This is a genomic window from Ancylobacter defluvii, from assembly GCF_018390605.1.
Classification (GTDB): domain Bacteria; phylum Pseudomonadota; class Alphaproteobacteria; order Rhizobiales; family Xanthobacteraceae; genus Ancylobacter; species Ancylobacter defluvii.
Genome location: NZ_JAHBGD010000019.1, coordinates 333645 through 359443, shown reverse-complemented (window position 1 = coordinate 359443; position 25799 = coordinate 333645). Strand labels below are relative to the sequence as shown.

27 protein-coding genes, 1 tRNA gene and 1 pseudogene are annotated in these 25799 nt (G+C 68.2%); 18 read left to right on the top strand and 11 right to left on the bottom strand.

What is annotated here, in order from left to right:
• Positions 1–109: 109 nt before the first annotated feature.
• Complete coding sequence (gene otnK / locus KHC24_RS15780; protein WP_213364258.1) at positions 110–1381, top strand: 3-oxo-tetronate kinase; 1272 nt, start codon at positions 110–112, stop codon at positions 1379–1381.
• Positions 1381–2031, top strand: coding sequence for a 3-oxo-tetronate 4-phosphate decarboxylase (gene otnC, locus KHC24_RS15775; protein WP_213364302.1), 651 nt, complete (start codon positions 1381–1383; stop codon positions 2029–2031). The genes otnK and otnC overlap by 1 nt, the downstream gene beginning before the upstream one ends.
• A 114-nt stretch (positions 2032–2145) precedes the next feature.
• Here otnC and KHC24_RS15770 read toward each other — a convergent pair whose 3' ends face one another.
• The 3 genes from KHC24_RS15770 to KHC24_RS15760 all read right to left on the bottom strand — a co-directional run bounded on the left by KHC24_RS15770 (position 2146) and on the right by KHC24_RS15760 (position 6409).
• Positions 2146–2928, bottom strand: coding sequence for a Bax inhibitor-1/YccA family protein (locus KHC24_RS15770; protein ID WP_213364257.1), 783 nt, complete (start codon positions 2926–2928; stop codon positions 2146–2148).
• A gap of 146 nt (positions 2929–3074) precedes the next feature.
• Positions 3075–5678: an ABC transporter permease gene (locus KHC24_RS15765; protein ID WP_213364256.1), complete on the bottom strand. Its 2604-nt coding sequence runs from the start codon at positions 5676–5678 to the stop codon at positions 3075–3077.
• Positions 5675–6409, bottom strand: a complete 735-nt coding sequence (locus KHC24_RS15760) for an ABC transporter ATP-binding protein (protein WP_213364255.1) — start codon at positions 6407–6409, stop codon at positions 5675–5677. Before KHC24_RS15760 ends, KHC24_RS15765 begins: the two co-directional genes overlap by 4 nt.
• A gap of 154 nt (positions 6410–6563) precedes the next feature.
• Between KHC24_RS15760 and KHC24_RS15755 the strand changes: the two genes are divergently transcribed.
• A complete protein-coding gene (locus KHC24_RS15755) occupies positions 6564–7175 on the top strand; it encodes an arylesterase (RefSeq protein WP_373878571.1) in 612 nt (203 codons plus the stop codon).
• A 141-nt stretch (positions 7176–7316) separates the two neighbouring features.
• Positions 7317–8375 carry an NADP(H)-dependent aldo-keto reductase gene (locus tag KHC24_RS15750; protein ID WP_213364254.1) on the top strand — a complete coding sequence of 353 codons (1059 nt, stop codon included), beginning with the start codon at positions 7317–7319 and terminating at the stop codon, positions 8373–8375.
• A gap of 45 nt (positions 8376–8420) precedes the next feature.
• Here the strand turns inward: KHC24_RS15750 and KHC24_RS15745 are convergent, their stop codons facing one another.
• The 4 genes from KHC24_RS15745 to dapF all read right to left on the bottom strand — a co-directional run bounded on the left by KHC24_RS15745 (position 8421) and on the right by dapF (position 12285).
• On the bottom strand, positions 8421–9032 hold the full coding sequence (locus tag KHC24_RS15745) for a septation protein A (protein ID WP_213364253.1): 612 nt from the start codon (positions 9030–9032) through the stop codon (positions 8421–8423).
• Positions 9033–9111: 79 nt separating this feature from the next.
• Positions 9112–10050, bottom strand: coding sequence for a signal recognition particle-docking protein FtsY (gene ftsY, locus KHC24_RS15740; protein ID WP_213364252.1), 939 nt, complete (start codon positions 10048–10050; stop codon positions 9112–9114).
• A gap of 17 nt (positions 10051–10067) precedes the next feature.
• Entirely contained in the window at positions 10068–11396 is a 1329-nt protein-coding gene (mtaB, locus tag KHC24_RS15735) for a tRNA (N(6)-L-threonylcarbamoyladenosine(37)-C(2))-methylthiotransferase MtaB (protein ID WP_213364251.1), read from the bottom strand.
• A 22-nt stretch (positions 11397–11418) separates the two neighbouring features.
• Entirely contained in the window at positions 11419–12285 is an 867-nt protein-coding gene (gene dapF / locus KHC24_RS15730; RefSeq protein ID WP_213364250.1) for a diaminopimelate epimerase, read from the bottom strand.
• Between the two features lie 289 nt (positions 12286–12574).
• Here dapF and KHC24_RS25435 point away from each other — a divergent pair, with 289 nt between their 5' ends.
• From KHC24_RS25435 to KHC24_RS15700, 6 genes are all read left to right on the top strand, one after another.
• A complete protein-coding gene (locus tag KHC24_RS25435; protein ID WP_213364249.1) occupies positions 12575–13321 on the top strand; it encodes a GyrI-like domain-containing protein in 747 nt (248 codons plus the stop codon).
• Between the two features lie 87 nt (positions 13322–13408).
• Positions 13409–14659, top strand: a complete 1251-nt coding sequence (gene rlmN / locus KHC24_RS15720; RefSeq protein ID WP_213364248.1) for a dual-specificity RNA methyltransferase RlmN — start codon at positions 13409–13411, stop codon at positions 14657–14659.
• Positions 14660–14675: 16 nt separating this feature from the next.
• Positions 14676–15086, top strand: a complete 411-nt coding sequence (locus KHC24_RS15715) for a VOC family protein (protein WP_213364247.1) — start codon at positions 14676–14678, stop codon at positions 15084–15086.
• Between the two features lie 5 nt (positions 15087–15091).
• The gene (locus tag KHC24_RS15710) at positions 15092–15628 is read left to right on the top strand and encodes a hypothetical protein (protein ID WP_213364246.1); all 537 of its coding nucleotides are present in this window, start codon (positions 15092–15094) and stop codon (positions 15626–15628) included.
• Between the two features lie 117 nt (positions 15629–15745).
• Entirely contained in the window at positions 15746–16972 is a 1227-nt protein-coding gene (locus tag KHC24_RS15705) for an argininosuccinate synthase (RefSeq protein WP_213364245.1), read from the top strand.
• 69 nt (positions 16973–17041) lie between these two features.
• Positions 17042–18040, top strand: coding sequence for a hypothetical protein (locus tag KHC24_RS15700; protein ID WP_213364244.1), 999 nt, complete (start codon positions 17042–17044; stop codon positions 18038–18040).
• 21 nt (positions 18041–18061) lie between these two features.
• Here KHC24_RS15700 and KHC24_RS15695 read toward each other — a convergent pair whose 3' ends face one another.
• On the bottom strand, positions 18062–18604 hold the full coding sequence (locus KHC24_RS15695; RefSeq protein ID WP_246546995.1) for a pyridoxamine 5'-phosphate oxidase family protein: 543 nt from the start codon (positions 18602–18604) through the stop codon (positions 18062–18064).
• Between the two features lie 184 nt (positions 18605–18788).
• Between KHC24_RS15695 and KHC24_RS15690 the strand changes: the two genes are divergently transcribed.
• Together KHC24_RS15690 and KHC24_RS15685 are read left to right on the top strand one after the other, a co-directional pair.
• On the top strand, positions 18789–19940 hold the full coding sequence (locus KHC24_RS15690) for a site-2 protease family protein (RefSeq protein ID WP_213364243.1): 1152 nt from the start codon (positions 18789–18791) through the stop codon (positions 19938–19940).
• Positions 19941–20077: 137 nt separating this feature from the next.
• Entirely contained in the window at positions 20078–20380 is a 303-nt protein-coding gene (locus KHC24_RS15685) for a hypothetical protein (RefSeq protein WP_213364242.1), read from the top strand.
• Positions 20381–20422: 42 nt separating this feature from the next.
• Here KHC24_RS15685 and KHC24_RS25110 read toward each other — a convergent pair whose 3' ends face one another.
• A complete protein-coding gene (locus tag KHC24_RS25110) occupies positions 20423–20782 on the bottom strand; it encodes a hypothetical protein (protein WP_246546993.1) in 360 nt (119 codons plus the stop codon).
• 223 nt (positions 20783–21005) lie between these two features.
• Between KHC24_RS25110 and KHC24_RS15675 the strand changes: the two genes are divergently transcribed.
• The 3 genes from KHC24_RS15675 to KHC24_RS15665 all read left to right on the top strand — a co-directional run bounded on the left by KHC24_RS15675 (position 21006) and on the right by KHC24_RS15665 (position 23903).
• Complete coding sequence (locus tag KHC24_RS15675; protein WP_213364241.1) at positions 21006–21260, top strand: hypothetical protein; 255 nt, start codon at positions 21006–21008, stop codon at positions 21258–21260.
• 145 nt (positions 21261–21405) lie between these two features.
• The gene (gene typA, locus KHC24_RS15670) at positions 21406–23235 is read left to right on the top strand and encodes a translational GTPase TypA (protein WP_213364240.1); all 1830 of its coding nucleotides are present in this window, start codon (positions 21406–21408) and stop codon (positions 23233–23235) included.
• Between the two features lie 158 nt (positions 23236–23393).
• Positions 23394–23903, top strand: a complete 510-nt coding sequence (locus KHC24_RS15665) for a GNAT family N-acetyltransferase (RefSeq protein WP_213364239.1) — start codon at positions 23394–23396, stop codon at positions 23901–23903.
• Between the two features lie 75 nt (positions 23904–23978).
• On the opposite strand, the gene KHC24_RS15660 is transcribed toward KHC24_RS15665, so the two are convergent.
• Positions 23979–24284: a DUF167 family protein gene (locus KHC24_RS15660; protein ID WP_213364299.1), complete on the bottom strand. Its 306-nt coding sequence runs from the start codon at positions 24282–24284 to the stop codon at positions 23979–23981.
• A 23-nt stretch (positions 24285–24307) separates the two neighbouring features.
• Entirely contained in the window at positions 24308–24586 is a 279-nt protein-coding gene (locus tag KHC24_RS15655) for a YggT family protein (RefSeq protein ID WP_213364238.1), read from the bottom strand.
• Positions 24587–24852: 266 nt separating this feature from the next.
• Between KHC24_RS15655 and KHC24_RS15650 the strand changes: the two genes are divergently transcribed.
• The 3 genes and pseudogenes from KHC24_RS15650 to KHC24_RS25105 all read left to right on the top strand — a co-directional run.
• A tRNA-Ala gene (locus KHC24_RS15650) sits at positions 24853–24928 on the top strand.
• Between the two features lie 142 nt (positions 24929–25070).
• On the top strand, positions 25071–25580 hold the full coding sequence (locus tag KHC24_RS15645; protein WP_213364237.1) for a DUF2380 domain-containing protein: 510 nt from the start codon (positions 25071–25073) through the stop codon (positions 25578–25580).
• 53 nt (positions 25581–25633) lie between these two features.
• A pseudogene (locus tag KHC24_RS25105) lies at positions 25634–25799 on the top strand (Na/Pi cotransporter family protein); the annotation flags it as partial.

Below are 25799 nucleotides of genomic sequence, written 5' to 3'. Positions count from 1 at the left end.
TTGCAACCGCGCCGCGCCGGCAGGTTTCCCATCGTTCACGCGATCCGCTTCGTTCCGGCATGACAATGCGCTGCGACGAGCGCGATCCAGTCCAGGGTATTTGACAGCCATGCTTCTGGGGGTCATCGCCGACGACTTCACTGGGGCGAGCGACATCGCCAATACCCTCGCACGCGGCCTGCCAGGGCGCGGCGGGCTGCGCACGGCGCAGTTCCTCGGCGTGCCCCGCGCCTCGGCGCCTGCCAACATCGAGGCCGGCGTCGTGGCCCTCAAGAGCCGCTCGATCGCGGCCGGCGAGGCGGTGGCGCAGTCGCTGGCGGCTCTGGATTGGCTGCTCGCCCAGGGCTGCGGCCAGATCGTCTTCAAATATTGCTCCACCTTCGATTCCACACCAGAAGGCAATATCGGGCCGGTCGGCGAGGCGCTTGCCCGCCGGCTCGGCGTCGCCGGCGTGGTCGCCTGCCCGGCCTTCCCGACCATGGGGCGCACGGTCTATCAGGGCCATCTCTTCGTGAGGGATCGTTTGCTCAACGAATCCGGCCTGGAGCACCATCCGATCACGCCGATGACCGATGCGGATATCCGCCGGTGGCTGGCGCGGCAGTCGCGCGACCCGGTCGGTCTGGTAGCCTGGCAGACGCTGAGCGCCGGTCCCGCTTCGCTGCGGGCGGCACTCGACCAGGCGGCAGCCCATGGTGAACGGCTGGTCATCGTCGATGCGATCCGCGATGCCGACCTCGTGACCATCGCCGAGGCATGCCGCGAGGACGTGCTGATCACCGGCGGCTCAGGCGTGGCGCTGGGGCTCGCCGAGAACTTCATTCGCCGCGGGGCCGTTCGTGGCGGCGCGCAAACCGTGGCGGGCGTCGCCGGCCCCGAGGCGATCCTCGCCGGCAGTTGCTCGGGCGCGACCCGCGGCCAGATCGACCGGCACATCGGCGGCCATCCCTCGCTGCCGATCGACGTTGATGCGGTGATGGCCGGTGGCGTCACCGCCGACCAGCTGGCGGCCTTCCTGCTCGCGGAAGCCGGCCGGGCGCCGCTGGTCTATTCCTCGGCGACGCCGCAGCAGGTGCGGTCGCTGCAGCAGCGCTACGGCCGCGAGCGGGTGTCCGGCACCCTCGACGCGCTGTTCGGCGAGGTGGCGGTGAAGCTCGTCGCCCAGGGCGTTCGCCGGCTGGTCGTCGCCGGTGGGGAGACTTCCGGCGCCGTGGCGTCGGCACTCGATCTGGGGGCACTGACCATCGGGCCGGAAATCGATCCCGGCGTGCCGGTGCTGGTCTCGCAGGGCGAGCGGCCGGTGGCCCTGGCGCTCAAATCCGGTAATTTCGGCGGACCCGACTTCTTCGAGAAGGCGCTGCAACGGCTGGAGGGCCAATGATGACCGAAGCCGATCTGCGCGAGGGCATCGTCCGGCTATCGAAGTCGCTGTTCGATCGCGGGTTTTCGGTCGGGTCGGCCGGCAATGTCAGCGTAAGGCTGGCGGACGGGCTGCTCATCACCCCCACCAATTCCTGTCTCGGCTTTCTCGAGGCGGCGCGCATCACCAAGCTTGATCGCGAGGGCCGCCATGTGGCCGGCGACCCACCGTCGAAGGAGGTGTTCCTGCATCGCGCCTTCTACGACACCCGGCCGCAAGCCGGTGCGGTGGTGCATCTGCATTCGACCTATGCCACCGCCCTGTCCTGCCTGACCGACATTGATCCCGACGACTGCATCCCGCCGCTTACGCCCTATGTGGTGATGCGGGTCGGCACGGTGAAGCTGCTGCCCTATTTCAGGCCGGGGGACGCCCGCTCCGGCGATCTCATCCGCGCCCTGAAGGGCGCCTTCGCCGCGGTGCTGCTCGCCAATCACGGGCCGGTGGTGACCGGCACGGACCTTGGAGCGGCGGTCTATGCGGCCGAGGAACTGGAGGAGACGGCCAAGCTGCTGCTCCTGCTCCGCTCCTGTCCGACACGGCGCCTCACCCCTGCCCAGGTGGATGAACTTCGCACGGTATTCGGTGCCGCCACGCCGGGATCCGCCTGAGCCCGCTATGCCGGCGCCCGGCCGGTGCGGCTGTCGCCGGCGCCGGCGGGGTCGCCCAAACGAAAAGGCCCCGGACGATGCCGGGGCCTCGATGCGGTCGGACGGCGATGCGCGTCAGTTGTTGCGGTTGCCGAACAGCTGCAGCAGCATCACGAACAGGTTGATGAAGTCGAGATAGAGCGTCAGCGCGCCCATGATCGCCTTGCGGCCGGCCACCACGTCGTCGTCGCCGGCGAAGTACATCTCCTTGATGCGCTGGGTGTCGTAGGCGGTGAGGCCGGCGAACACCAGCACGCCCACCACCGAGATGATGAACTGCAGCATCGACGAGCCGAGGAAGATGTTGACCAGGCTCGCGATGATGATGCCGAACAGGCCCATCATCAGGAACGAGCCCATCGCCGACAGGCTGCGCGACGTGGTGTAGCCATAGAGGCTCAGCGCGCCGAAGGTGGCGGCGGTGATGAAGAACACCCGCACGATGCTGTCATGGGTGTAGACGAGGAAAATCGTCGACAGCGAGACGCCGACCAGCGCCGCATAGACCCAGAACACCGTCTGCGCCGCCGCCACGCTCATGCGGTCGACGCGGAAGGACAGGAAGAACACCGCGGCGAGCGGCGCGAACACCACCAGCCACTTCAGCGGGCTGACGAACAGCGCATAGCCGAACTGGGTGAGGTAGACATTGGCGCCGAGCGCGTACTGGGTCGGCTCGGCCGAGACGGCGAGCATGTAGACCCCCAGCGCGGCCGCGCCGGTGATGGCGAGGCCGAGCGTCATATAGTTGTAGACGCGCAGCATATAGGAGCGGAGGCCCTGATCGATCGCGGCCTGCGTCCGCGTCGCCGTCGAGCCGTAGCGCGGGACGGTAATGTTGCGATCGTTGTCGGACATGGTAACGGGTCCCTTTCAGACGCCTTCCGCCGCACCCCGAGCGAGGCTACGGCGACTCTCCGGGAAATATGAGCAGAGCGGCCGTCGCCCGCAAGTGAAGTTTCGGCAAGAAATGCCGCAGCGGTACATATCGTTAAGGGGTGCGCTCACAGGCTTCGCAATATGCGGGCCGGCTTCTGGCCGAGCGCCCACCACGTGCCGATGAGCCCGAAGGCGACGGTGAGCAGCAGGGCCACGCCCACCGCCCCCAGCGCCGCCGGCAGCGAGAAGGCGAAGCCGATCTTCATCACCCCGACCACCACCGCATAAGCGGCAACGGTGCCGGCCAGCACCGCCACCAGCGCGGTGGCGAGGCCGAGCGCGGCATATTCCAGCGCATAGGCCAGCAGCAGGCGGGCCCGGGTGGCGCCGAGCGTCTTCAGAATAACCGCATCGTACACCCGATGATGCTGCCCGGCGGCCAGCGCGCCGGCGAGAACCAGCACGCTCGCCACCAGCGTCACCAGGCTGGCGCCGCGTATCGCCAGCAGCAGATTGGCGACCAGAGCGCCGATTTCCGCCAGCGCCTCCTTGACCCGCACGGCGGTGATTCCTGGATAAGAGCTTGCGACAGCTCGCGAAATACCCCGCTCGGTGGTCTCCTCCACTCCCTGGGGGAAGGCAAGGGTGGCGAGCGAGGTATGCGGCGCGCCGCGGAAGGTATTGGGCGAGAACACCATGACGAAGTTGATGGCCAGCCGCTCCCACTCCACCTTGCGCAGATTGGCGATTTCCGCAGTAATCGGCCGCCCCAGCACATTCACCGTGACGCTGTCGCCGACCTTGAGTCCGAAGGCGTCGGCGATTTCTTTTTCCAATGAAACCAATGGCTTGCCGGAGTATTCAGTCGGCCACCACGCGCCTTCCGCCAGCGTGGAGCCTTCCGGCAGCTCGGCGGAATAGGTGACGCCGCGGTCGGAGGAAAGCACCCAGGCGAATTCCGGCGGCGGGGTGATCTGCTCGACCGGCCGGTCCCCAAGGCGGATCAGCCGGCCGCGCAGCATCGGCACCACCTCGACGTCGCCGCCTGGAGCCTCGCGGGTAAGGAAGTCGGAAAACTGTTGTGTGTCAGTACTTTGAATGTCGAGAAAGAAGAAGCTCGGCGCTTGGTCGGGCAGGCGGGCGGTGAGCTCGCGGGTGAGCGAGCGGTCGATCAGCGACAGCGTGACCAGCAAAGTGAGCCCCAGCCCCAGCGACAGCACCACCGTCGGGGTCAGCGCCGCCGGGCGGTGGATATTGGCCAGCGCCAGCCGTGCCCCGGTCGAGCGCGGGCGCGGCAGGCGGCGGGCGATGGCCATGATGCCGGTCGCCACCAGCCGCAGCGTGACCAGCACGCCAGCGGAGGCAAGCAGGTAGTAAAGGGCGATGCGGCGCTCCTCGCTGGCGGCGACGGCGAGGGCGCACAGCGAAAAAATCGCCAGCGCTGTCAAGGCGATATAGATCTTGCGCGGGCGGCGCGGGCCGTTGTCGTCCCACTCGCGGAACAGCGCCGACACCGGCACGTCATGGGCAAGACCCAGCGGCCACAGCGCGAAAGCGAGGGCGATGAGGATGCCGTAGCCGAAGGCGAGGGCGAGCGCCGCCGGCTGCACGCTCGGCTCGATGGCGATCGGCAGCAAATGGCCGAAGGCGGCGTCGAGCGCGAAGGGCAAAGCCGTGCCGGCGACGAGGCCGATGAGGAGGCCGATGAGTGCGATTAGTACGACTTCGAGAACATAAATCGCGAAGATCATCCGGCCGGGCGCGCCGAGCGACTTGAAGGTGGCGATCACCCCGCGCTTGGCGTCGAGATGGCTCTTCACCGCATTGGCGACGCCCACCCCGCCGACCAGCAGCGCGGTCAGTCCGACGAGGGTGAGGTACTGGGTGAAGCGGCGGACATTGTCCTCCAGCCGGGGCGCGGCAGCCTCGCGGGTGCGCACCTCGAAGCCGGCCTGCGGCGCCTTTGCCTTCACCTCGTCGAGGAAGGTGGAAAGGCTGCCGGGGTCGTTCAGTTGCACCCGGTAGTGCCAGCGCGCCAGGCTGCCGGGCTGGATCAATTCGGAGGCGTTGAGGGCCGCGAGGGAGACCATCAGGCGCGGCCCGAAGCCGAGGCCGGTCGCCAGCAGGTCGGGCTCGGTGGAAATGAGGCCGGTGACCCGCAGGCGCGCGGCGCCGAGTTGCAGGTCGTCGCCGAGCTTGAGGCCCAGGCGCTCGGCCAGGACCGGATCCAGCACCGCACCGAAACGGCCATCCGTCTCGGCGAGCGCCTGTGACGGCGGCGTCGGCGGGTCGAGGGCGAGCGTGCCGGTAAGCGGATAGGCGCCATCGACCGCCTTCACCTCGGCGAGGGTCGAGTTGAGGCTGGCGCCCTCGCCGGTACGGGCCATGGCGCGCAGGGTGGCGATGGTGGAGACCCGCCCGGCGGCGGTGAAGAGCTGCATCTCCTCCGGCGTCGCCGGGCGCTGCACCAGCGTGAAGGCGGCGTCGCCGCCGAGCAGCGTGGTGCCCTGGCGCTCCAGCCCGTCGGTGAGCGCGCGCGAGAAGGAACCGACACCGGCAATGGCGGCAACGCCGAGGGCGAGGCAGGCAAGGAAAACCCCGAAGCCACGCAGGCCGCCGCGCAGCTCGCGCAGGGCGAAGCGCAGGGCGAGGGAGAGCGAGAAGCCGCCGCGGCCGGCATCGGGCGCCCGCGTGGCGGCGGGGGCATCGTCGCTGGTCGTCACGCTCATGCCGCGTCCCCTGCCGCGTCCCCGCCGATGAGCGCGCTTTCCTCGATCTGGCCGGAGCGCAGGCGCACCGTGCGGTCGCAGCGGCGGGCGAGGGCGAGGTCATGGGTGACGATGACCAGCGTGGCGCCGCGCCGCGCCTGGGCGGAGAAGATCAGCTCCATGATCTGCTGGCCGGTGGTCTCGTCGAGATTGCCGGTCGGCTCGTCGGCGACGAGGATCGCCGGCTCCGGTGCAAGGGCGCGCGCCACCGCCACGCGCTGCTGCTCGCCGCCGGAAAGCTGCGAAGGATAATGGTCGAGCCGGTGACCGAGCCCGACCTGGGTGAGCTCGGCGCGGGCGCGCTCGAAGGCGTCGGCCCGGCCGGCGAGCTCCAGCGGCACCGCGACATTCTCCAGCGCCGTCATGGTCGGGATGAGGTGGAAGGCCTGGAAGACGATGCCGACATGCCGGCCGCGAAACCGGGCGAGCGAATCCTCGTCGAGCCCCGCCAGCTGCTGGCCGGCGACGACGACGCTGCCGCCATCCGACTGTTCCAGCCCGGCGAGCACCATCAGCAGGCTCGACTTGCCGGAACCCGAGGGGCCGACCAGGCCGACCGCCTCGCCTTGCCCTATATTCAGCGAAATACCCTTGAGGATATGGACACGCGCCGCGCCCGATCCCAGAGACAGCTCGACCTTGTCGAGCGCGATGGCGGGGGCGGCGGTACTGAAACGGGAGTCCGGCTGCATGTTTTCCTGTCGTTTTCGCGATGCGTTTTCGAAGTCGGCTCAACGTCTCGCAGCATATGGGCCGGTGTGCACCGCAGAAAAGGGCCGGGCGAAACACCTTGTCGTCAATGCGACCCGCGCCGGTGGGATGCTGCGGCGGCTTTCCGTGGTCGCGATGATGCTGGCGCTGCCGCTCGCGGCGGCGCGGGCGGAGCCGGTGCGCCTCGTCGCGCTCGGCGACAGCCTCACCGCGGGATACGGGCTGCCCGGCGCCGAGGCGTTTCCGGTGAAGCTGCAGGCAGCGCTCAAGGCGCGCGGACACGATGTCGTGATCGACAATGCCGGCGTCTCCGGCGACACGGCGAGCGGCGGTGCCTCGCGGCTCGACTGGTCGGTGCCGGACGGCACGCAGGGCGTGATCCTCGAACTCGGCGCCAATGACGCGCTGCGCGGCATCGATCCGGCGGTGACACAGAAGGCGCTCGACGCCGCGCTGACGCGGCTGAAGGAGCGCGGCATCCCGGTCCTGCTCGCCGGCATGCTGGCACCGCCCAATATGGGCGCCGACTACAAGGCGCGCTTCGACGCGCTCTATCCGGCGCTGGCGGCGAGCCATGGCGTGCAGCTCTATCCGTTCTTCCTCGACGGCGTGGCCGGGCAGGGGGCGCGGCTGAACCAGGCCGACGGCATGCATCCTACCGCCGAGGGCGTCGATGTGATCGTCGAGAAGATGCTGCCGACGGTGGAGGCGTGGCTCGGCACCCTCAAGACCGGGACGCCGGGTTAGCCGGAAGCACCGGTCGCCGAAAGCGCCGGTCGCCGGAGGCGCGGGGAGCGGACGCTGCTGCTGCGGTGCAGCACTTGCGACCCGGTCGAGGGAGGGGGTATTACATTTGTAACCCTTCCCCCCGGCATTCCGGAAAATCCCATGCATTATCGTCCGCTCGGCCGCACCGGCCTGGAGGTGAGCGAGCTTTGCCTCGGCACCATGACCTATGGTCAGCAGAACACCGAGGCCGAAGGCCACGCCCAGCTCGACTATGCTCTCGGCGAGGGCATCAATTTCATCGATACCGCCGAGCTCTACTCCATCCCGCCCAAGCCGGAGACGCAGGGCTCGACCGAACGCATCATCGGCTCCTGGTTCAAGGCGCGCGGCAATCGCGACAAGGTGATCCTCGCCACCAAAGTGGTGGGACTGTCGGAGATGACCTGGTTCCGTGCCGACGGCTCGCCCGGCAAGCCGAACCGCACCCAGATCCGCGAGGCGGTGGAGAACAGCCTGACGCGGCTGCAGACCGACTATATCGACCTCTACCAGCTGCATTGGCCGGGCCGGGAGATGCCGTGGGGCTCCAACCCGACCCGCTGGCCCGACGATGCCGACGGCCGGCCGACACCGGACGAGACGCCGGTGCTGGAGACGCTGGAGGCGCTCGGCGAGCTGGTGACGGAAGGCAAGGTGCGTCATATCGGCCTCTCCAACGAGAGCGCCTGGGGCACGATGCGGTTCCTCGCGGAGGCGGAGCGGCACGGCCTGCCCCGCGCGGCCTCGGTGCAGAACGCCTACAACCTCGTCAACCGCACCTACGAGACCGCGCTCGCCGAAGTGAGCCTGCGCGAGGATGTGGCGCTGCTGGCCTATTCGGCGCTGGGGCAGGGCTTTCTCACCGGCAAGTACCAGAACGGCGCGCGGCCGGCAGGCGCGCGCACCACGCTGTTCGATCGCGGCCAGCGCTACCAGAAGCCGGGGACGGAAGCGGCGATCGACGCCTATCTCGGGATCGCCGCCGAGCACGGGCTCGACCCGGCGCAGATGGCGCTGGCCTTCGCGCTGTCGCGCCGCTTCATGACCTCGGTGATCCTCGGCGCCACCACGATGGAGCAGCTGAAGGCCGATATCGGCGCGAAGGACGTGACGCTGGCGCCGGAGGTGATCGAGAAGATCGACGCCGTGCACCAGCTCACCGGCAATCCGGCGCCGTGAGATCGGGCTCCCTTTGTCCCGGCGGGTCGGAGGGGGCCGGCCGGCTCACTCGCCGGGCTTCGGCGCTCCGGTGCTCGGCGGGGTGGCATTGGCGGGGGCGCCGTGCCGCGTCATCAGCGGCACCTGCGCCATGGCGAAGATCAGCGTGAGCGGCAGATAGCCGAAGGTCTTGAACGCCACCCAGCTGTCGGTCGACACGCTGCGCCAGACGATCTCGTTCAGCACCGCCATGGCGATGAAGAACACGCCCCAGCGAATTGTGAGCACGCGCCAGCCTTCGGGCGTCAGCTCGAACACGTCGCCCAGCACATAGGGCAGCAGCGGCTTCTTCAGCGCCATGCCGCCAAGCAGGGCGACGCCGAACAGCGCGTTGACCAGGGTCGGCTTCATTTTGATGAAGTGGTCGTCCTGCAGCACGATGGTGAGCGTGCCGAACACCAGCACCACGGCGGCGGAGATCAGCGGCATCACCGCGATCTTGCGGGCCAGCAGCCACATGATCGCCAGCGCGACGAAGGTCGCCACCATGAAGGCGCCGGTGGCGGCATAGATGCCGGCGCGGCCATTGGCGATGAAGAAGATCACCAGCGGCCCAAGTTCCAGCCCGATCTTGACGAGCGGGCTCATGGAGCGGGCGGGGGGACGGTTGTCGTTCATCGCGGTGGAAATCCTCTACTCCCAAGCGTTGTCGCCCGGCAATGCGGCGCGATCAAGGGGTAGGGCGATCAAGAGGCGTTCAGTCGTCCAAACCCACCACGGCGCGGGCGAAATCGCGGGCGGCGAAGGGCTGCAGGTCGTCGATGCCCTCGCCGACGCCGATGAGATGCACCGGCAGGCCGAATTTGGCGGCGAGCGCGACGAGGATGCCGCCGCGGGCGGTGCCGTCGAGCTTGGTCATAACGAGGCCGGTGACGCCGGCGACGCGCTGGAACGCCTCCACCTGCGACAGCGCGTTCTGGCCCACCGTGGCATCGAGGGTGAGCACCACTGCATGCGGGGCGGTTGGGTCCTGCTTGCGGACGACGCGGACGATCTTTTCCAGCTCCGCCATCAGCTCGGCGCGGTTCTGCAGCCGGCCGGCGGTGTCGATGATCAGCACGTCGGCATCGTCGGCCTTTGCCTGCGCCAGCGCATCGAAGGCGACGCCGGCGGCATCGGCACCGGGTGCGCGCGAGACCAGGGCGGCGCCGGTGCGTTCGGCCCAGACCTTCAACTGCTCGGTGGCGGCGGCGCGGAAGGTGTCGCCGGCGGCGAGCACCACCTTCTTGCGCTGCGCCCGCAGCACCGAGGCGAGCTTGCCGATGGTGGTGGTCTTGCCGGAGCCGTTGACCCCGACCATCAAGAGCACGAAGGGTTTGGCATAGCTTTCAAACACCAGCGGCATGGCGACCGGGGCCAGCACCTTCTCGATCTCGGCGGCGACGAGGCCGCGCACCTCCTCCGGCTCGATCTCTTTGTCGTAGCGGCCCTTGCCGACCACCTCGGCGATGCGCGCCGAGGTTTCCACCCCGAGATCGGCGCGGATCAGCACGTCTTCCAGGTCCTCGATCGTGGTGGCGTCGAGCTTGCGCTTGGTGAACAGGTCGGTGATGCCGGTCGACAGGTTCGACGCCGTGCGCGTCAGCCCTTGCGTCAGGCGCTTCCAGAAACCGGGGCGGGGGGTATCGTCGGACATGCGTTGAGCGCTCGGGTTCAGGCGGCAATCGGCCCGGCACCGACGCGGTGCGTGCCGGTGCCGAGAATATGCGCGCCGAGAAGATGCGTGCCGTCATGGCCGGCGATGCGCACCTCGCCGATGCTGCCGGGCGGCATGGGGGTGGCGAGCCGCACCGGGGTGAAGCCGCGGGTGCGGGCGAGGCCCTCGGTCTCGGCGAGCACTTCGGTGCGGGCGCCGATCTCCGCCGCGAGATGGCGCAGCAGCGCGGTGGCGCCCTTTTCGCGCAGGCGCCGCGCGCGCTCCTTCACCACGTCGCGCGCCACCTGCGGCATGCGCGCCGCCGGGGTGCCGCGGCGCGGCGAGAACGGGAAGACGTGCAGATGCGTCAGCCCGCATTCGTCGACCAATGCCAGCGAGTTGCGGAAATGCGCCTCGGTCTCGGTAGGGAAGCCGGCGATGATGTCGGCGCCGAACACCATGTCCGGCCGCGCGCGGCGGATCATGGCGCAGAAGTCGATGGCGTCGCGGCGCGAATGCCGGCGCTTCATCCGCTTGAGGATGAGGTCGTCGCCGGCTTGCAGGGAGAGGTGCAGGTGCGGCATCAGCCGCTCCTCCTCGGCGATGGCGCGGATGAGATCGGCATCGGCCTCGACGGAATCGATGGAGGACAGCCTGAGGCGCCGCAGCTCCGGCACGTGGCGCAGGATCGAGCGCACCAGCGTGCCCAGCTTCGGCGCGCCGGGCAGGCCGGCGCCATAGGAGGTAAGATCGACGCCGGTGAGCACCACCTCGGCGTAGCCGTTCTCGACCAGCCGGCGCACCTGCGCCACCACTTCGCCCATCGGCACGGAGCGGGAATTGCCGCGGCCATAGGGGATGATGCAGAAGGTGCAGCGATGGTCGCAGCCATTCTGCACCTGCACGAAGGCGCGGGTGCGACCTTCCAGCCGGTCGACCTGAACGCCCTCGATGAGGTGCAGCGCCGTCTCGCGCACGCTCATGATATCGCCGACGACCGCCTTTTCCTCATGGCCGATGCCGAAATCGAGCGCCTGCCGGGCGGCGATCCAGGTTTCGGGCCGCGCCTTGTCGGCATTGCCGATGACGCGCTCGACCTCCGCCATCTCGGCGAAGGTTTCCGGCTCGGTCTGGGCGGCGCAGCCGGTGACGACGATGCGCGTGTCCGGCTGCTCGCGCTTCAGCCGGCGGATCGCCTGCTTGGCCTGACGCACTGCCTCGGCGGTGACGGCGCAGGTGTTGACCACCACGAGATCGTCGAGACCCGCCGCACCGGCCGCGTTTTTCATCGCCTCGGATTCGAGCGTGTTGAGGCGGCAGCCAAAGGTGACGACGTCGACGGACATGAGCGTTCCCCGGGGCGATCCTTCAGGCCGTCACGCCGAGCATGTCGGGGGTGAGGCGGCCGGAGAACTCCAGCTCCGCCGGGCCGGTCATCAGGATGTGGTCGTCCGCCTCGCGCCAGTCGATGGTGAGGTCGCCGCCGGGCAGGGTGACGGTGACCCGGCGGCAGGTGAGGCCGAGGCGGGCGGCGCAGACGGCGGTGGCGCAGGCGGCCGAGCCGCAGGCGCGGGTGAGGCCGGCGCCGCGTTCCCATACCTTGAGGAGGATATGGTCGGGCGAGAGCACCTGCGCGACGGAGATATTGGCGCGATCCGGGAAAGCTGGGTGACGTTCCAGCTCCGGTCCGTAGCGGCCGAGATCGACGGCGGCGGCATCCGGCACGAAGAACACGGCGTGCGGGTTGCCGACATTCACCACCGCCGGGTGCGCCAGCGCCGGGGCTTCGGCCGGGCCGGCCTGGATGTCGAGGGCGCGGGTATCGGCGACCGGGCCGGCGAGCGGGATGTCGGCCCAGCCGAAGCGCGGCGGGCCCATATCCACGGTGATGCCGCTGGAGGAGACGTTGCAATCCAGCAGGCCGGCGATGGATTCGAAGCGGATATGCGCGCGGCCGGTGCGGCCATATTCATAAAGCGCGATGCAGCGGGTGCCGTTGCCGCAGGCGCCGGCTTCCGAGCCATCGGCATTGATGATGCGCACATAGGCGTCGATGCCGGGCACGGCGGCGGGATACAGCGCCATGATCTGGTCGAAGGGCAGCACGTCGGGGCGGGCGAGCGCCCGCGCTTCCTCCGGCGGCACCGGCATCGGCCCGTCGCGCAGATCCAGCACGACGATCTCGTTGCCGAGGCCGTTCATCTTCACGAAGGGACGATCTGCCAGCGAAGCCATGATGATCCGAAAATGCCCGGCCAGGTGCCATGCGGCCGGAGTGAGCCCTTATATGGCGAAGCCGGGCGCGAAGGCCAGTGCGTTTGCCGCAGGACGCCCGTTCCCGCTGCGCAAGGCGCGACCATGCGCGCAACCATGGCGCGCGCATGGGGGTGGGGGCTGCGGCGATGCCGCCGTGGCGCCGCTGCCGCGCGGGCGGGGAAACGTGTCGGCGCGGCCTTTGCGCCATCGTCGCGCCACCGGTGGGATGCTAAGGAGGGCACGGCGTCATGCCGTGCCCGGGTGAACCATGCAGCTTGTCCTTCGGCTCCTGAATCCTCTCCTGAAATCCGCCTTCGCGCTGGCGCTGCTGGCGAATGTCGCGCTGCCGGTGCAGGCGCAGGCACCCGCGCCGGCCCCCGAGGCGCCCGCCGCCACGCCGGCTCCTGCCATTCCCGCTCCCGTTGCGCCGGTGGAGAAAGCCCCGGACGCCCCCGATGCGCAGGAGGGCGACATGGTGGCGCCGCCAGTGATCGATCCCAAGGGCGTCGACACCACCGCCGTACCGCCGGGGGGCGATCCGTTGCAGCGGCCGGACGGTTTCGGCGACCCGGCCGACATGGTGCCGGTGCCGGTGCTGCAGAAATCGGCCAAGAGCAATTGGGACGATGGCTTCGCCACCATCGTCGCGACGCTGAAGGCGGTCTATGCCGAGCTCGACCGGCTGAAGCTGAAGCGGGTGGGCGCGCCCTTCATCATCTACACCATGACGGATGACGAGGGCTTCAGCTTCGAGGCGGCGGTGCCGTTTGCCGGCGCCACCACCGAGAAGCCGGGGGAGGGGCTGGAATTCTCCGCCTCGCCGGCCGGCAAGGCGCTGCGCTTCACCCATCGCGGGCCCTATGACGCCATGGACCCGACCTATGAGCAGATCGCCAACCTGCTCGACGCCAAGGACCTGGAGGCGCAGGATCTCTATGTCGAGGAATACCGCGCCGACCCGGCGACGACGCCGGACGATGATCTCGTCATCGACATCTGGGTGCCGCTGAAGTAGCGGCACGCGAGGTCTGCGCGGCACGCATTCGCCATCACGGCCAAGGCGTGCTATGAGGCGCGCAAACATCCATTCTCGTAAACGGCCATGAACCTCATCGATACCACTGCGGCCGCCGCCGCCGGGGCAGGCGCTGCCATTGCCGCCACACCGGTCGCGCCGCCGTCTCTGACGGACACTCGCCGCTCGCTCGCCGGGCTCGATCGCGAGGGGCTTGCCGCTGCGCTCGCCGATATCGGCCTGCCCGAGCGCGAGCGGCGCATGCGCGTCGCCCAGCTCTGGCACTGGATCTATCTGCGCGGCGCCACTTCCTTCGACACCATGACCAATGTCGGCAAGGGGCTGCGGGAGAAGCTCGCGGCCGCCTTCACCCTCGACCGGCCCGAGGTGGTGGTCGAGCAGGTCTCGGCCGACGGCACCCGCAAATGGCTGCTGCGGCTGCCGCCCGACATCGCCGGCGACAAGCCGCACGATGTCGAGATGGTCTACATCCCCGAGAGCGACCGCGGCACGCTGTGCGTCTCCAGCCAGGTCGGCTGCACGCTCAACTGTTCGTTCTGCCACACCGGCACCCAGCGGCTGGTGCGCAACCTGACTGCCGCCGAGATCGTCGCGCAGGTGATGGTGGCGCGTGATCGTCTGGGCGATTACCCCGGCATGGAGCGGGCGGTCGGCCCCGGCCTGCCGACCGAGGGCGACCGGCTCGTCACCAACATCGTGTTCATGGGCATGGGCGAGCCGCTCTATGCTTATGACTCGGTGGCCAAGGCCATCGAGGTGCTGGCCGACGGCGAGGGCCTCGGCATCGGCAAGCGCCGCATCACCGTCTCCACCTCCGGCGTGGTGCCGGAGATCGAGAGGCTGGGGCACGAGGTCGGGCCGATGCTCGCCATCTCGCTGCACGCGGTGCGCGACGAACTGCGCGACGTGCTGGTGCCGATCAACAAGAAATACCCGCTGAAGCAGCTGCTCGACGCCTGCCGCAACTATCCGCCGGCCTCCAACGCCAAGCGCATCACCTTCGAATATGTGATGCTCAAGGGCGTGAATGACAGTCCGGCCGACGCCAAGGCGCTGGTGAAGCTGCTGGCCGGCATCCCGGCCAAGATCAACCTCATCCCGTTCAATCCCTGGCCGGGCACCAAATATGAGTGCTCGGACTGGGAGACCATCGAGCAGTTCTCCGACATCGTGTTCCGCGCCGGCTATTCCAGCCCGGTGCGCACGCCGCGCGGCCGCGACATTCTCGCCGCCTGCGGGCAATTGAAGAGCGAGACCGAGAAGCTCAGCGCCCGCGAAAGGCTGGCCCTGCGCGCCATGGCCGCCTCGGCGGAATAGCGGCGGGAGGTCGGCCATGATCGATCATATCGGCTTCCCAGGGGCGGATTTCGCGCGTTCACGCGCCTTCTACCAGGCGGCGCTCGCTCCGCTCGGCATCACCGTGGTGATGGAGGTCGCGGCTGAGGAGACCGGCGGCGAGGCGCATGCCGGCTTTGGTGCCAACGGCAAGCCGTTCTTCTGGATCGGCTCCGGCGGCGGGCTGTCGGGAGTTGGCCACGGTCATCTCCATGTGTGCTTCACGGCGGCGGACCGGGCGGTGGTCGACGCCTTCTATGCGGCGGCGCTGGCGGCCGGGGCGCGCGACAACGGCGCGCCGGGCCTGCGCCCACACTACCACCCGAACTATTACGGTGCCTTCGTGCTCGACCCCGACGGGCACAATATCGAAGCCGTCTGCCACACGCCGCATCCCTCCCCGGCGTGAGCGCCATGGACAATCTCCTGCGTCTGTTGCTTCGCTTCGTGCTGGTGCCGTTCGGGCTGGTCTGCGCCCTGATCGCCTCCATCCTGGTGATGATCGCCGGGTCCTGGCGGGTGGGCGACATCCTCGCCGGCACGCACGATATCGACGCGATCCGGCTGTTCGACGCGGCGATGATCTCCGGTCTGGCTCTGTCCGGCGCGGCGCTGATGATGTGGGCGGTGGCGCTGATCGGCGTGCTGTTTTCCGAGATGTTCGGTGTGCGCTCCTGGCTGTTCCATACGGCGAACGGGGCGATTTCCGCCTGGCTGGGGGCGCAGCTTTTCCCGCCCTTTCCCGAAGGTGCGGCGCTGGCGAGCTTCGACGTCGATCTCTACATCCTCGGCGCCGGGCTGGCCGGCGGGCTGGTGTATTGGCTGGTGGCGGGCTGGAGCGCCGGCTTCTGGAAGCCGGTGTTCGCCGAGCGCCCGCCGGCGCTGCCGCCCGCACCGCCGCCCCCGCCCGCGCCTTCATCCGGCACGCCGCCGCCCTCCCCGACGTCCTGACGCGCTGCCTCAGCGTGTGTACTAAAACACACGCTGAGGGTTGCACGCCCGCGCGCCATGCCTATAGTCCGCGCGCTTTCGGCCCTCTTTGCCTCTCTTCTCGCGGAATCCTTCGACATGGCTGACGTCAAGCGCGTGGTCCTCGCCTATTCGGGCGGTCTCGACACTTCGGTAATCCTCAAATGGCTGCAGACCACCTATGGTTGCGAGGTGGTGACCTTCACCGCGGATCTTGGCCAGGGCGAGGAACTGGAGCCGGCGCGCAAGAAGGCCGAGCTGCTCGGCATCAAGCCGGAACACATCTTCATCGAGGACGTGCGCGAGGAATTCGTCTCCGACTATGTGTTCCCGATGTTCCGCGCCAACGCCCTCTATGAAGGGCTGTACCTGCTCGGCACCTCGATCGCCCGGCCGCTGATCGCCAAGAAGCAGATCGAGATCGCCCGCAAGGTCGGTGGCGACGCGGTGTCCCATGGTGCCACCGGCAAGGGCAACGACCAGGTGCGCTTCGAGCTGAGCTATTACGCGCTCGAGCCGGAGATCAAGATCATCGCCCCCTGGCGCGAATGGGACCTGCGCTCGCGCGAGCAGCTGATCGCCTTTGCCGAGAGCCACCAGATCCCGATCGCCAAGGACAAGCGTGGCGAAGCGCCGTTCTCCGTCGACGCCAACCTGCTGCACTCCTCCTCCGAGGGCAAGGTGCTGGAAGACCCGGCGGTCGAGGCGCCGGAATTCGTCTATCAGCGCACCATTGCGCCGGAAGATGCGCCGGACCGGCCCGCCTACATCACCGTGGGTTTCGAGAAGGGCGACGCGGTCTCCATCGATGGCGAGGCGCTCTCGCCCGCCAGCCTGCTGACCCGGCTGAACGCCCTCGGCAAGGAGAACGGCATCGGCCGGCTCGACCTCGTCGAGAACCGCTTCGTCGGCATGAAGTCGCGCGGCGTCTACGAGACCCCCGGCGGCACCATCCTGCTCAAGGCGCATCGCGGCATCGAGAGCATCACGCTGGATCGCGGCGCCGCGCATCTCAAGGACGAGATCATGCCGCGCTACGCCGAGCTGATCTATAACGGCTTCTGGTTCTCGCCCGAGCGCGAGATGCTGCAGGCGCTGATCGACAAGAGCCAGGAAATGGTGACCGGCGACGTGCGGCTGAAGCTCTACAAGGGCAATGTCGAGGTGGTCGGCCGCTCCTCGCCCTACTCGCTCTACAACCAGGACCTCGTCACCTTCGAGGAAGGCGCGGTCGCCTATGACCACCGCGACGCCGCCGGCTTCATCAAGCTGAACGCGCTGCGCCTGCGCACGCTGGGCAGTCGCGCCCGCAAAATCGGCGGGTGACAAAAGGTCGCGGTGCAACGATAGGTTGTCGAGGTAACATGGCGCCATTCTCCGGTCGGGAGGTGGCCCATGCTTGGTACGTTCGACGCGTTGACGTCCGCCAGCCTTGCACAAAACGCGGCCTTGCCGAGCCGTCCGCCGGTAGGGAGCGGCGGCTGGGCATGGGAAGGCTTCCGCAAGCGTAATACCACGCTCGACAGCTTCTTCTACGATGTGAAGACGCTGTCGCCGGAGGAAGCGCAGGCGCTGGGCCGGCTGGGTGTCCTGGAAGGTTCGCTGGTTCTGGTTCCGCCCTCCGGCGCGGGCGAGGTGAGCATCTGGCCGACGCTGGATGCCCTCGCCGCCGCCGGCGGCGGCACCGCGACCAGCCTGTGCATTGCGGGAGTGGGCAGTTCGGCCCTCGGCAGCGCCGCCTTCGCCCGTAACGTCGCCGATGCCACCGGCAAGCCGGCGCTGGCGGTGGTTTCGGGATACGGCATGTCCGATCTGATCGCCGAAGCTCTGGGCGGGTGGTTCTGGTTCGGCGGGGTGAACCAGGCGCGCCATGCCTTCGAGGCGCTGGAGGCCCACAGCCTGCCGGCGCCGACGGCCCGCACCGACTCTGCCAGTACCAGCGCTGCCAGTACCAGCGCTGCCAGTACCGACTCTGCCGCCAGCCTCGACAAGGTGACGCGCAATCCGGCGATCAGCCGCGACACGCAGGTGGCGTTTGCGCTTCTGTGCGATCAGCGTTTCGATTTTCAGGTGCTCACCGGGCATTCCAAGGGCAATCTGGTGATGTCCGAGGCGCTGTACGCCTTTGTGCGCTGGAGCGAGGCGGAACAGCGCTCGATCCCGTCCGATCGCCTGATCGTCACATTCAGCGCCACGATTGCGGTGCCGCCGGCCTTCACCAACGTCATCGACGTGCTCGGCGGCGCCGATCCGCTGGGCCGGCTCAATTCACGCTGGGATATTCCGGTCGACAAACTGGCGGGCTGGAGCGGTCACCACACCAATACCGAGATCCTCGGCCATCTGCCGGTCACGATGCTGCTCCGCGAGATCCTCGCGGCGCAGCGCCCCTGACGTTGCCGGCGGGTGGCCCTCTCAGCCCAGCGGCACCTTGCGGCTCTCGCCGAGGTCCGGGGTTTCGCCGGTCATGCGGGCGGTTGCCATTTTGAGGGCGATCAGCACCGAGCTCGACGGACCGTCCCAATATTCCGCATCCTCGGGCAGGAAGCGCAGCACGCAGATATTGGGATCGGCCTTTCCCTCCGGCCAGAAGGCGCGGGCGGCATCATTCCACAATTCGTCGATCTTGGCGCGATCGACGCTGACCTCGGTCTCGCCGGAGACCGAGAGGTAATCGTTGCGGCCGGGATGGGCGAAGATGAGCGCTCCCTGCGGGTCGCGCTCCAGCTCCTCCTCCTTGTGGCCACGCCGGTCGGAGAGGAACCAGATGCAGCCTTCCTCGCGCGAGGGCATGGCGTGCATCGGCCGGCCGCGCAGGGCGAGGCCGTGCTTGGTCACCAGCATGCAGGTGCGAATATCGTCCATCATCTTCCACACATGGTCGATGGCTTCTGTCGTGGTGCGCAGCGTGCGGTCCATCGCGAAAGCTCCCTTGCTGGTCTGGGCGGCGGCGATCATGCCGCCCTCCCATGCCAACCTCCGGCGGGCGCGTCGGTTCCCCGCCGCCTTATGTGCCGGCGCCGTGCGAATCCACGGCAATCTTGTTGCCGAGCTTTCGTCAGGAAGGTGCTACCAGTTAAGCTCGCGTCGCGGCATTCGCGTGCCGCAGCTGGTTCCCGGCAGAGTTGCATCGGAGAGTCGCATGCCCTGGTCGCTGACCGTCGGATACATCTACGGCACCGCGGTGCGCATCCACGTCACCTTCCTGCTGTTCCTCATCTGGATCTGGGTCGCTTATTACCAGCGCGGCGGCGCCGGCGCCGCCTGGGAGGGCGTCGCCTTCGTGGCGCTGCTGTTCCTGTGCGTGCTGCTGCACGAGTTCGGCCATATCTTCGCGGCGCGCCGCTACGGGGTGAAGACGCCGGAGGTGACGCTCTGGCCGTTCGGCGGCATTGCGCGGCTGGAGCGCATTCCGGAGAAGCCGTCCGAGGAACTGGTGGTGGCGCTGGCCGGGCCGGCGGTGAACGTGGTCATCGCGCTGGTGCTGATCCTGGCGCTGGGCGGCACCACCGGCGTCGAGCATCTGGAGAACATCGAGAACCCGCAGATCGGCCTGCTCGCCAAGCTGGCGGGGGCGAACATCTTCCTGGTGGTGTTCAACCTCATCCCGGCCTTTCCGATGGATGGCGGGCGGGTGCTTCGGGCGCTGCTGGCCATGCGAATGGGCCATGCGCAGGCGACGCAGATGGCGGCCTCGATCGGCCAGGCGCTGGCCATCGGCCTCGGCTTCCTCGGCATCTTCGGCAACCCGATGTTGATCATCATCGCCGTCTTCGTGTTCCTCGCCGCCTCCGGCGAGGCCGGCAGCGTGCAGATGCGGCAGGCGGCGCAGGGGGTGCTGGTGCAGGATGCGATGATCACGCATTTCGAGACGCTGGGGCCGCAATCCAGCGTCGGCGACGCCGCCGAGGCGCTGATCCGTACCACCCAGAAGGAGTTTCCCATCGTCGACGGCGCCGGCCACCTGCGCGGCGTGCTGACCCGCGACGCGATGATCCGGGCGCTGCAGGCCAAGGGGCCGGAGGCCTCGGTGCTGGAGGCGATGCAGGGCGACATCCCGACGCTGCCGGGGCGCACGCCGCTCGACAAGGCGCTGCAGCTGCTCACCCAGAGCGGGGCGCCGGTGCTGGGCGCGCTCGATGCCGACGGGCGGCTGATCGGCCTGCTGTCGCCGGAGAATGTCGGCGAGATGATGATGCTGCGCGCTGCCCAGCCGGAGGCGCGGTTCGGGCCCTGGGCGCGGCGCCCCTCGGGGCCGGCCGGCCCCACCGGGCCGGGGGTCGGCGCCGGCTAGGCCTTTCGCAGTGGAGGGGAGGCGGGTGGCTGGGATGCCGCGGCGATCCGCTCCCCGATCCCTTCCGGTCTTCTCCGATCCTTCACCCCGCGCGGTTCGCCCGGGTGCGTCTCAATGCTCAGCAATGGTAGCGACCCATGACCTATCACGGCCCACCCCCGCCCTTGCCCTGGACCCCTTGGGATCTGCTGGAGGGGCCGATCCTGCTATCGGCGTGCGTGGTGATCGGCGCGATCATGGGATTTTTCAGCGTCGGCTTGCTGGCGCCCGCGCCGCTCGCCGTGCTGGGGGCACTGGGTTGGTACGACCAGCGCCAGCGGCGCAACCGCCAACGAGGCCAGGGGCACCCGCCGCTGCTGACACATCTGTGGTGGTTCGCGGTGCTGGTCTATCTCGCCTACGGCCTGGGGAGCGCCATCGCCGACCAGACATATCTCTAGAAGGCCGCCCAGCCTTCCGTCCCGGTGCGTGGAGGGCGGCAGCTAGCTGCCCGCCCTCACGCCGGTGATCCCGGTGAAGGCGGGCGGGTCGCTGGCGGGAAAGCTCTCCTCCAGCGCCTCGTCTATGGCTTCCTCGCTCGATGTCGGCGCCGGCTTGGTCTCGGGAATCGGCACCGCGCCGGTAATGCCGGTGAAGGCCGGCGGGTCGCTGGCGGGGAAGCTTTCCTCCAGCGCCTCGTCTATGTCTTCCTCGCTCGGGGTCGGTGCCGGCTCGTTCTCGGGAATCGACACGGCGCCGGTGATGCCGGTGAAGGCCGGCGGGTCGCTGGCGGGAAAGCTCTCCTCCAGCGCCTTGTCGACCTCCGTCTCGGCCGGGCGGCCGGCATCGGGGCGTCCGTTCATCGCAGGTCCCTCCATATCGTCCCGTGCGTCATCGCTTTTGACAACTGGGATAGCGGCGCCGGGGTTCAAGTGGCGTGGTGCTCCGACGATCGGGCGGCGGCACGATTTTGCCGAAGGAACCGTTCGCGACATCGGGCGTTTCCCAAATCCGCCGTGGATGAACGCACGGCGCTGCCGGCGTGCCGGCTTGCGGCGCGCCACTCTGAAAAGGAGGAGCATCGCCATGGAGTCTAGACCCGAGCAGGCTGGCGCTGAGCATGCGCTGGTGCGGCTGCAATATTGGCCGGCCTCGCACGATGTGCACGCGCCGGACAACTGGCCGGACAGCTACGAATTCGAGACGGTGGAAGATGCCGTCGCCTTCGCCATGACCCAATCGCCGGCCGGGCGCGACGTCGCCTGGCTGCGCACGCCTGAGGGCGAGATCATGAAAGCCGGGCAGATTCGCCGGCTGTGGGAACTGCGCCGATCGCACTGAGTGCCCCGCGCCGGCGCGGTGTGAGATCGCGTCGGCGCTTTTGCGCCGTTCCGGCGTTGCCTTTGCGGGCTTTCTGAGTATAGTGCGCCGCAAAATTCCCACGCGGGTCCGAATTGCCTTCGGGCCCGCTTTTTGGTGTTTACTTATGAAGCTGCGCAACATCGCCATCATCGCCCACGTCGACCACGGCAAGACCACGCTGGTGGACGAACTGCTAAAGCAGTCCGGCTCCTATCGTGAGAACCAGCGCGTCGCCGAGCGTGTGATGGATTCGAACGATCTCGAAAAGGAGCGCGGCATCACCATCCTCGCCAAGGCCACTTCGGTGGTCTGGAAGGATACCCGTATCAATATCGTCGACACGCCGGGCCACGCCGATTTCGGCGGCGAGGTGGAGCGCATCCTGAACATGGTCGACGGCGCCATCGTGCTGGTCGATGCCGCCGAAGGCCCGATGCCGCAGACCAAGTTCGTGGTCGGCAAGGCGCTGAAGGTGGGCCTGCGTCCCATCGTCGCCATCAACAAGGTGGATCGCTCCGACGCCCGCTCGCAGGAAGTCATCAACGAGGTGTTCGACCTGTTCGCGGCGCTCGACGCCAGCGACGACCAGCTCGACTTCCCGATCCTCTACGGTTCCGGTCGCAATGGCTGGATGGCCGAGTCGCCGGAAGGCCCGCAGGACCAGGGCATGGCGCCGCTGTTCGACCTCGTGCTCAAGCATGTGCCGGAGCCGACCGTCGATGACGGCCCGTTCCGCATGATCGGCACGTTGCTCGAAGCCAACCCGTTCCTCGGCCGCATGATCACCGGGCGCATCACCTCCGGCTCGATCAAGCCGAACCAGTCGATCAAGGTGCTGGCGCAGGACGGCTCGGTGGTCGAGCAGGGCCGCGTCTCCAAGATCCTCGCCTTCCGCGGCATCGAGCGCCAGCCGATCGAGGAAGGCGTGCAGGGCGACATCATCGCCATTGCCGGCCTTTCCAAGGGCACCGTTGCCGATACCTTCTGCGACCTCGGCGTCGATGCGCCGCTGAAGGCGCAGCCGATCGACCCGCCGACCGTCACCATGTCCTTCATCGTCAACGACTCGCCGCTCGCCGGCACCGAAGGCGACAAGGTGACCAGCCGCGTCATCCGCGACCGCCTGCTGCGGGAAGCGGAAGGCAATGTGGCGCTGAAGATCGAGGAATCCACCGATAAGGACTCGTTCTTCGTGTCCGGCCGCGGCGAACTCCAGCTCGCCGTGCTCATCGAGACCATGCGCCGCGAAGGCTTCGAGATCGCGGTGTCGCGTCCGCGCGTGGTGTTCACCAAGGATGCCGACAGCGGCGAAATCCTCGAGCCGATCGAGGAAGTGCTGATCGACGTCGACGAGGAATATTCCGGCGTGGTCGTGCAGAAGATGAGCGAGCGCCGCGCCGAGATGGTGGAGATGAAGCCTTCGGGCGGCAGCCGCCAGCGCCTGGTGTTCTACGCTCCCACCCGCGGCCTCATCGGCTATCAGGGCGAACTGATGACCGACACCCGCGGCACTGCCATCATGAACCGGCTGTTCCACGCCTATCAGCCGCACCGGGGCGAGATCCCCGGCCGCCGCAACGGCGTGCTGATCTCCAACGAAGCCGGCGAGGCGGTGGCCTATGCGCTGTGGAACCTCGAGGATCGCGGCCCGATGATGATCGAGCCGGGCTGGAAGGTCTATCAGGGCATGATCGTCGGCGAGCACAACCGCGAGAACGATCTCGAGGTGAACGTGCTCAAGGGCAAGAAGCTCACCAACATCCGCACCACCTCCAAGGACGAGGCGGTGCGCCTCACCCCGCCGATCCGCATGACGCTGGAGCGTTCGCTGGCCTGGATCCAGGACGACGAGCTGGTCGAGGTGACGCCGAAGTCGATCCGCATCCGCAAGCGCTGGCTCGATCCCAACGAGCGCAAGCGCGAGGAGCGCCGCAAGGAAGCCGAAGGCGTCTGAGCCCGCTTCCCGCCCCCACCTATCAAGCAACGGCCGCCTCTCGGGGCGGCCGTTTCGTTTGGCGCTCCGGCCGGCGAGGCGGGGCTGTGGTGGACCGCTGCGCGATTTCGCCACAAAGCTACTTGATCCCGCGCCCGGCTTTTGCTCCCATAAGCGACATGGGCACGCTTCTCTTCGAAACCCGCCGGGCCCGCCCGGCAGATGCTCCCGACATCGCCGAGATCCACGACTCGGCGTGGCGCGCGGCTTATCGCGGCCTCATCCCCGGCGTCGAGCTCGAGAAGATGATCGAGCGACGCGGGCCGGGCTGGTGGGAAACCGCCTTGCGGCGCGGCTCGCGCGTGCTGGTGCTTACCCATGCCGACCGGATCGCCGGCTATGCCAATCTCGGCCGCAACCGCGCGCGCGGCCTGCCCTATGAGGGCGAGATCTACGAGCTCTATCTGCGGCCGGAATATCAGGGGCTCGGCTTCGGCCGCCGGCTGTTCACCGATTCCCGCAAGGAACTGGCCGGGGCCGGCTTTGACGGCGTGACGGTATGGGCGCTGGCCGCCAACGAGCCGGCGCTGGCGTTCTACCGCGCGCTCGGCGGCGCCAACATCGCCCGCTCCTCCGAGACCTTCGGCGGCCGCACGCTGGAGAAGCTCGCCTTCGGCTGGGCCGGCTGAGCGCCGGAAGCCGGTACGCCCCCATTCCCGAACGCTTGTTCCCGTCCCCACATTGCCGGCCACGGCGATGCGGGCTCACAGCGCCATGAGCTTGGCGATGATCGCCGCGGCGTCGCCGCTGATGCGAAAGGTCTTCAGGCGGGCGGTGGCGCCCGAGGCGAGCTCGATCTTCGCGACCGGCACGTCCAGCAGCTTGGCCAGCAGGCGGGCGAGAGCCGCATTGGCCTTGCCGTCCTCCGGCGCTGCGCTGACCCGCGCCTTCAGCGCGCGCCGACCATCCGCCAGCTCGACGATGCCCTCGACGGCATCGCGCCCGCCGCGCGGGGTGGCGCGCACGCTCACCGTCACGCCGTCATCGGTGGGCGTCCAGGCGGCCTGCACCGCCACGGCGAAACCTCCGCTGCTCAGGTCACGAGCTCGAACACCAGGTTGCGGATGAAATACAGGCCGATGATCAGGATGATCGGCGAAACGTCGATGCCGCCGAGATTGGGCAGCAGCCGGCGGATCGGCGCCAGCACCGGCTCGGTGATGCGCCAGAGGAACTCGCCGACGCTGCGCACCACCTGATTGTGCGGATTGACCACGTTGAACGCCACCAGCCAGGACAGGATGGCCGAGGCGATAAGGATCCAGACATAGAGCGAGATGAGCGTATCGAACAACCAGAGCAGCGAATACATCGCGAACCTCAAGTGGGGCGGGCGGCGCAGGGCCTGAGCTGAGGAATGCTTAAAGGCGCGGCCGCATTGCGGCAACCCCGATCGCACCAGCCAGCTTTCTTACCCGCTTTCCGGCGGTGGGGAAGGGCAGGCGCTGCGGATGCCTCATTCGGCCCCGGTGCCGCCGGCCTCGCTTTCGCGGGAAAACGTGCTCGTCTGTGTGTGATGCGACGTGGCTGCTTGACAGGGCGTCGGGGGCGAACGTACAAGGCGCGGCCTGATGGTGAGGGGCCGTAGCTCAGTTGGGAGAGCGCTGCAATCGCACTGCAGAGGTCAGGGGTTCAAATCCCCTCGGCTCCACCATCGGAACGACGCAGCCGCTGATATCAAGCGAAACGCTCCTCCCGACATTCGGCCTCAGTGGTAGTGACACGGGCCGGTTTCGGGCTTGCCGCCCCCAGGGCCGCGTGACCTGTCCTGCCGGATGAACATGGAGCAGACCCGCATGCGCCATTTCTCCCTTCTGGTCTCTCTGATCGGCTTGTTGGCTTCGCTGAACCAGGCGGCGGTTGCCGAGGTGGTCCCGCGTGCGGCGGTCGCGATCGTGGAGTTCCAGTACATCGACACTTCGGGAGAGCCGCGGGACCAGAAGGCCGACCACCGGGCTCGACTGCAGGCCTTCATGAGCGCGCTGAGGCGGGACATTGCCGCCAGCGAGGCGTTCCGCGTCGTTTCCCTGCCGTGCCAGCCTTGTGTTTTGACGGATGCGACTGTTTCCGAATTCACCGCGGCGGCGCAGCATGCGGGCGCCGATCTCCTGCTGGTCGGCGGCATCCAGAAAATGAGCACGCTGGTCCAGTGGGCCAAGGTGGCCCTGATCGATCTCAAGACCGATAAAAAGGTGCTCGAACGCCTCTACACCTTTCGCGGTGACAATGATGAGGCATGGCGAAACGCCGAAAGCTTTATCGCCGGGCAGATCGTTTCCCTATACCCGCGTGGCGGGGATGAATAATCGGGTCCTGCCGGGCACTTGCCTCATGGCGGGAAGTGGCATTTGCTGCTTTTATGACCTTCCCCACCAGTCTTGTTGACCTTGCCGGCTACATCGCGCTGCTGCTGTGGGGCACCCATATGGTGCAGACCGGTGTGCAGCGCGCCTTCGGCCCGCGATTGAAGACCATCCTCGGCGCGGCATTGGGCGACCGCTTTCGTGCCTTCATTGCCGGGCTTG

Bases quoted from the DNA above. Each gene is read 5' to 3' on its own strand.
- otnK (WP_213364258.1), top strand. From the start codon at position 110: ATGCTTCTGGGGGTCATCGCCGACGACTTCACTGGGGCGAGCGACATC.
- otnC (WP_213364302.1), top strand. From the start codon at position 1,381: ATGACCGAAGCCGATCTGCGCGAGGGCATCGTCCGGCTATCGAAGTCG.
- KHC24_RS15770 (WP_213364257.1), bottom strand. From the start codon at position 2,928: ATGTCCGACAACGATCGCAACATTACCGTCCCGCGCTACGGCTCGACG.
- KHC24_RS15765 (WP_213364256.1), bottom strand. From the start codon at position 5,678: ATGAGCGTGACGACCAGCGACGATGCCCCCGCCGCCACGCGGGCGCCC.
- KHC24_RS15760 (WP_213364255.1), bottom strand. From the start codon at position 6,409: ATGCAGCCGGACTCCCGTTTCAGTACCGCCGCCCCCGCCATCGCGCTC.
- KHC24_RS15755 (WP_373878571.1), top strand. From the start codon at position 6,564: ATGATGCTGGCGCTGCCGCTCGCGGCGGCGCGGGCGGAGCCGGTGCGC.
- KHC24_RS15750 (WP_213364254.1), top strand. From the start codon at position 7,317: ATGCATTATCGTCCGCTCGGCCGCACCGGCCTGGAGGTGAGCGAGCTT.
- KHC24_RS15745 (WP_213364253.1), bottom strand. From the start codon at position 9,032: ATGAACGACAACCGTCCCCCCGCCCGCTCCATGAGCCCGCTCGTCAAG.
- ftsY (WP_213364252.1), bottom strand. From the start codon at position 10,050: ATGTCCGACGATACCCCCCGCCCCGGTTTCTGGAAGCGCCTGACGCAA.
- mtaB (WP_213364251.1), bottom strand. From the start codon at position 11,396: ATGTCCGTCGACGTCGTCACCTTTGGCTGCCGCCTCAACACGCTCGAA.
- dapF (WP_213364250.1), bottom strand. From the start codon at position 12,285: ATGGCTTCGCTGGCAGATCGTCCCTTCGTGAAGATGAACGGCCTCGGC.
- KHC24_RS25435 (WP_213364249.1), top strand. From the start codon at position 12,575: ATGCAGCTTGTCCTTCGGCTCCTGAATCCTCTCCTGAAATCCGCCTTC.
- rlmN (WP_213364248.1), top strand. From the start codon at position 13,409: ATGAACCTCATCGATACCACTGCGGCCGCCGCCGCCGGGGCAGGCGCT.
- KHC24_RS15715 (WP_213364247.1), top strand. From the start codon at position 14,676: ATGATCGATCATATCGGCTTCCCAGGGGCGGATTTCGCGCGTTCACGC.
- KHC24_RS15710 (WP_213364246.1), top strand. From the start codon at position 15,092: ATGGACAATCTCCTGCGTCTGTTGCTTCGCTTCGTGCTGGTGCCGTTC.
- KHC24_RS15705 (WP_213364245.1), top strand. From the start codon at position 15,746: ATGGCTGACGTCAAGCGCGTGGTCCTCGCCTATTCGGGCGGTCTCGAC.
- KHC24_RS15700 (WP_213364244.1), top strand. From the start codon at position 17,042: ATGCTTGGTACGTTCGACGCGTTGACGTCCGCCAGCCTTGCACAAAAC.
- KHC24_RS15695 (WP_246546995.1), bottom strand. From the start codon at position 18,604: ATGATCGCCGCCGCCCAGACCAGCAAGGGAGCTTTCGCGATGGACCGC.
- KHC24_RS15690 (WP_213364243.1), top strand. From the start codon at position 18,789: ATGCCCTGGTCGCTGACCGTCGGATACATCTACGGCACCGCGGTGCGC.
- KHC24_RS15685 (WP_213364242.1), top strand. From the start codon at position 20,078: ATGACCTATCACGGCCCACCCCCGCCCTTGCCCTGGACCCCTTGGGAT.
- KHC24_RS25110 (WP_246546993.1), bottom strand. From the start codon at position 20,782: ATGAACGGACGCCCCGATGCCGGCCGCCCGGCCGAGACGGAGGTCGAC.
- KHC24_RS15675 (WP_213364241.1), top strand. From the start codon at position 21,006: ATGGAGTCTAGACCCGAGCAGGCTGGCGCTGAGCATGCGCTGGTGCGG.
- typA (WP_213364240.1), top strand. From the start codon at position 21,406: ATGAAGCTGCGCAACATCGCCATCATCGCCCACGTCGACCACGGCAAG.
- KHC24_RS15665 (WP_213364239.1), top strand. From the start codon at position 23,394: ATGGGCACGCTTCTCTTCGAAACCCGCCGGGCCCGCCCGGCAGATGCT.
- KHC24_RS15655 (WP_213364238.1), bottom strand. From the start codon at position 24,586: ATGTATTCGCTGCTCTGGTTGTTCGATACGCTCATCTCGCTCTATGTC.
- KHC24_RS15645 (WP_213364237.1), top strand. From the start codon at position 25,071: ATGCGCCATTTCTCCCTTCTGGTCTCTCTGATCGGCTTGTTGGCTTCG.